The organism is Dietzia sp. DQ11-44 (assembly GCF_014145205.1).
GTDB classification, from domain to species: Bacteria; Actinomycetota; Actinomycetes; order Mycobacteriales; family Mycobacteriaceae; genus Dietzia; species Dietzia natronolimnaea.
In genome coordinates this window covers 1-4,065 of the sequence record NZ_JAALEC010000241.1, presented here as the reverse complement: position 1 = coordinate 4,065, position 4,065 = coordinate 1, and the positions used below count along the sequence as shown (strand labels likewise).

At 69.5% G+C, this 4,065-nt stretch carries 3 protein-coding genes; all 3 read left to right on the top strand.

Annotation, left to right across the window (positions count from 1 at the left end; genetic code table 11):
- The first annotated feature begins 247 nt into the window (after window positions 1-247).
- The 3 genes from cysD (at window position 248) to G6018_RS06990 (ending at window position 4,018) form a co-directional block, all read left to right on the top strand.
- Entirely contained in the window at window positions 248-1,165 is a 918-nt protein-coding gene (gene cysD, locus G6018_RS07000) for a sulfate adenylyltransferase subunit CysD (RefSeq protein WP_095718176.1), read from the top strand.
- 86 nt (window positions 1,166-1,251) lie between these two features.
- Window positions 1,252-3,096 (top strand): adenylyl-sulfate kinase, encoded by a 1,845-nt coding sequence (gene cysC, locus G6018_RS06995; RefSeq protein WP_179525976.1) that lies wholly within the window; start codon window positions 1,252-1,254, stop codon window positions 3,094-3,096.
- Between the two features lie 4 nt (window positions 3,097-3,100).
- Window positions 3,101-4,018 (top strand): sulfite exporter TauE/SafE family protein, encoded by a 918-nt coding sequence (locus tag G6018_RS06990; protein ID WP_179523230.1) that lies wholly within the window; start codon window positions 3,101-3,103, stop codon window positions 4,016-4,018.
- Window positions 4,019-4,065 lie beyond the last annotated feature (47 nt).

The window sequence follows — 4,065 nt, the reverse complement described above, 5'->3', positions numbered from 1 at the left end:
CGGCGAGGGGCAACGGCGGGCCCTCGATCGACAGCGCCTCGATCACGGAGAGCACACGGTGGGTGGGTTCGTGTCGCATATCCGACAGCTTATGTCGACATGCGGACGATCTGCCCGGGATTGCCGTCTCCGAGATGTAAATCGGGCCGCTCGGGGAGCACGATGGTCTCCGAGCCGGACCGCAGACAGACCTGTCTGCGGTCTGCTGTCCGGTCACGCCGGACGAGCCCACGACATTGGAGGTCGCATGACAGCGAGGACGGCGGTGACGCTCTCGCACCTCGACGCACTCGAGGCCGAGTCCGTCCACATCTTCCGCGAGGTAGCCGCGCAGTTCGAACGCCCGGGGATGCTGTTCTCCGGCGGCAAGGACTCCGTGGTGATGTTCCACCTGGCGCGCAAGGCGTTCTGGCCCGCGCCCATGCCGTTCCCGCTCATGCACGTCGACACCGGTCACAACTTCGACGAGGTCATCGAGTACCGGGACCGGGTGGTCGAGGAGACCGGGGTCCAGCTGCTCGTGTCGTACGTCCAGGACGACATCGACGCCGGCCGCGTGGTCGAGGAGACGGGCGTCGGCACCAGCCGTAACCGACTCCAGACCGCCGCCCTGCTGCGCGGCATCCAGGAGAACCGCTTCGACGCCGTGTTCGGCGGCGCCCGCCGCGACGAGGAGAAGGCCCGCGCCAAGGAGCGCGTCTTCTCCTTCCGTGACGCGTTCGGCGCCTGGGACCCGCGCGCACAGCGCCCCGAGCTGTGGAAGCTGTACAACGGCAACCACCGCAAGGGCGAGCACATCCGGGTGTTCCCGCTGTCCAACTGGACCGAGCTGGACATCTGGCAGTACATCGAGCGGGAGGACATCGACCTGCCGCCGATCTACTACGCGCACCAGCGCGAGGTGATCGAGCGCGACGGGATGCTCCTGGCCAAGACGCGGTTCCTCGAGACCCTCCCGGGCGAGGAGGCGCGCACCGAGCTCGTCCGTTTCCGCACCGTCGGCGACGCCACCTGCACCGGGTGTGTGGAGTCCGACGCCGCCGACAACGCCGCCGTCGTGGCCGAGGTCGCGGGGACCCGCGTCACCGAGCGCGGCGCCACCCGTGCCGACGACCGGATCTCCGAGGCCGGCATGGAAGACCGCAAGAAGGAAGGCTACTTCTGATGAGCTCCGCCACCACGGCATCGTCCGCGACCAGCGGGCCGACGCTCGCCACCGCCTCGACTCTCACCCCGGAGCAGTTGAGCACCATGTCCGAGCACGCCCAGCTGCTGCGCATCGCCACCGCGGGGTCGGTCGACGACGGCAAGTCGACCCTCATCGGGCGTCTGCTCTACGACTCCAAGGGGATATTCGAGGACCAGCTCGCCTCGATCGAGGCCACCTCGGCCAAGCGCGGTGACGAGTACACCGACCTCGCGCTGCTCACCGACGGGCTGCGCTCCGAGCGCGAGCAGGGCATCACGATCGACGTGGCCTACCGCTACTTCTCGAGCCCGCGCCGCAAGTTCATCATCGCCGACACCCCGGGCCACGTGCAGTACACGCGCAACATGGTCACGGGCGCCTCGACGGCCGACGTGGCGATCATCCTGGTCGACGCCCGCAAGGGGGTGCTGGAGCAGACGCGCCGGCACGCGTTCCTCTCCGCGCTGCTGGGCATCCCGCGCCTGGTCGTGGCCGTCAACAAGATGGACCTGGTCGACTACGACGAGGCCACCTACGAGGCCATCCGCTCCGAGTTCACCGACTTCGCCGCCAAGCTCGAGGTCCACGACGTGACGTTCGTGCCGCTGTCCGCGCTCAAGGGCGACAACGTGGTCGACCGCACCGATTCGATGCCCTGGTACACGGGGCCGGCCCTGCTCGACCATCTCGAGAACGTGCACATCGCCTCGGACCGCAACCTGACCGACGTCCGGTTCCCGGTGCAGTACGTGATCCGCCCCCAGCGCGCCGACGGCCTGGACCACCGGTCCTTCGCCGGCACGGTCGCCGGGGGCATCATGAAGGTCGACGACGAGGTGGTGGTCATGCCGTCCGGTCGGCAGTCCACCATCAAGGCCATCTGGGGCCCGGGCGGCGCGGAACTGGACGAGGCGGCGGCACCGGCCGCGGTGACCATCGCACTCAACGACGAGATCGACATCGTCCGCGGTGAGATGATCGCCCGACCCGGCAACCGCCCGCACCAGGGCACGGAGCTGGAGGCCATGGTCTGCTGGTTCGCCGACGACTCCACGCTCACGCCCAACAAGCGGTACGTCGTCAAGCACACCACCCGCGACACCAAGGCGATCGTCACGGGCCTGGAGTACCGGCTCGACATCAACACCCTGCACCGCGACCCCGACTCCACCGAGCTGGGGCTCAACGAGATCGGCCGCATCGGCCTGCGCACGCAGACCCCGCTGATGTACGACCCGTACCGCCGTAACCGCGACACCGGCGCGTTCATCCTCGTGGACGAGCTCACCGGCAACACCGTGGGCGCGGGCATGATCATCGGCCCCGCCACCACCGGTTCCAACGTGGTGTGGCACGCCGGCGCCGTCCAGCGCGGAGACCGCGGGCAGGGTCGCACGCTGTGGCTCACGGGCCTGTCGGGCTCGGGCAAGTCCACGGTCGCCTCCGAGGTGGAGCGGCTGCTCATCGAGTCCGGGCACCCCGCCTACATCCTCGACGGCGACAATCTGCGGCACGGCCTCAACGCCGACCTCGGGTTCTCGGCCTCCGACCGGGCGGAGAACATCCGCCGCACCGCGGAGGTGGCGGCGCTGTTCGCCGACGCCGGCGTCGTCGTCATCTGTTCCCTCATCTCCCCGATGCGCGCCGACCGCGACAAGGCACGCAGCGTCCACGCCGCGGCCGACCTGCCCTTCACCGAGGTGTTCGTGGACACCCCGTTGGCCGAGTGCGAAGCACGTGACCCCAAGGGGCTCTACGCCAAGGCGCGGGCGGGAGAGATCCCCGAGTTCACCGGCGTGTCCGCGCCATACGAGCCGCCGCTGACCCCCGACCTGCACATCCGGCCGGAGGACGGCACCGCGGAAGAGGTGGCTCAGCGGATCGTCAGCTCGATCCTCGGGGTCTGACCCGGTGCCGGAGGCGCTCTGGACCTACGACTCGCTGGGTCTGCTGGTCGTCAGCGCGGTGATCGGCGTGGTCATAGGTCTGACGGGGATGGGCGGCGGGGCGTTGATGACGCCCGCGCTCATCCTCGTGGGGATCCCGCCCACCGCCGCCGTGGCCAACGATCTGGTGGTCAACGCGGTGAACAAGGTCATCGGGGCCGGCGTGCACTGGAAGCACGGCAAACCCAACCTGAAGATCGCGTTCTGGCTGATCCTGGGTTCGGTCCCGACGGCGTATCTGGGGGCCTGGCTGGTGCACGCGGTGGGAGCCGACGACGTCCAGGGGCTGCTGAAGAAGGCCATCGGCGGCACGCTCATCGTGGCGTCCTCCGCCTATTTCCTGCGCGCCTTCTTCGAGATGGCCGGCAAGATCCGTACGGGCAGCGACCCCAACCCGCCCGTCAAGCCGCTGATCACCCTGCTGGTCGGAGTCATCGGCGGGCTGATGGTGGGCATCACCTCGGTGGGTTCCGGCACGGTCATCATGATGTGCATCATGCTGCTGTACCCGACCCTGGCCGCGCTGCGGCTGGTGGGCACCGACCTCGTGCAGGCGGTCCCGCTGGTGATCGCGGCGGCGATCGGCCACGTGATGGTGACCGGCGTCGACTGGAACCTTCTGGTGCCCCTGCTGATCGGCGGGGCGATCGGGACGTACGTCGGGTCGAAGTTCGCCGGACGGGTGCCGCAGGGACTGATCCGGCGGGGCATCACCATCGTGTTGGCGGTCACCGCCTCGGCGATGCTCGGGGCCTCGCCTGCACTGATCGGCGCCATCGCGCTGGTGCTGGTGACGGTCGGGCCGCTGGTGTGGCGGGCGCTGGTGCGCAGGTATTCGGTGCACCTCGACGAGCCGCCCGCGCGCTCCCGGGCCCGCGTCTGACGACGCGCTCGCGGGCCCGCGTCTGACGGGTTCCCGGCCCACGCCGG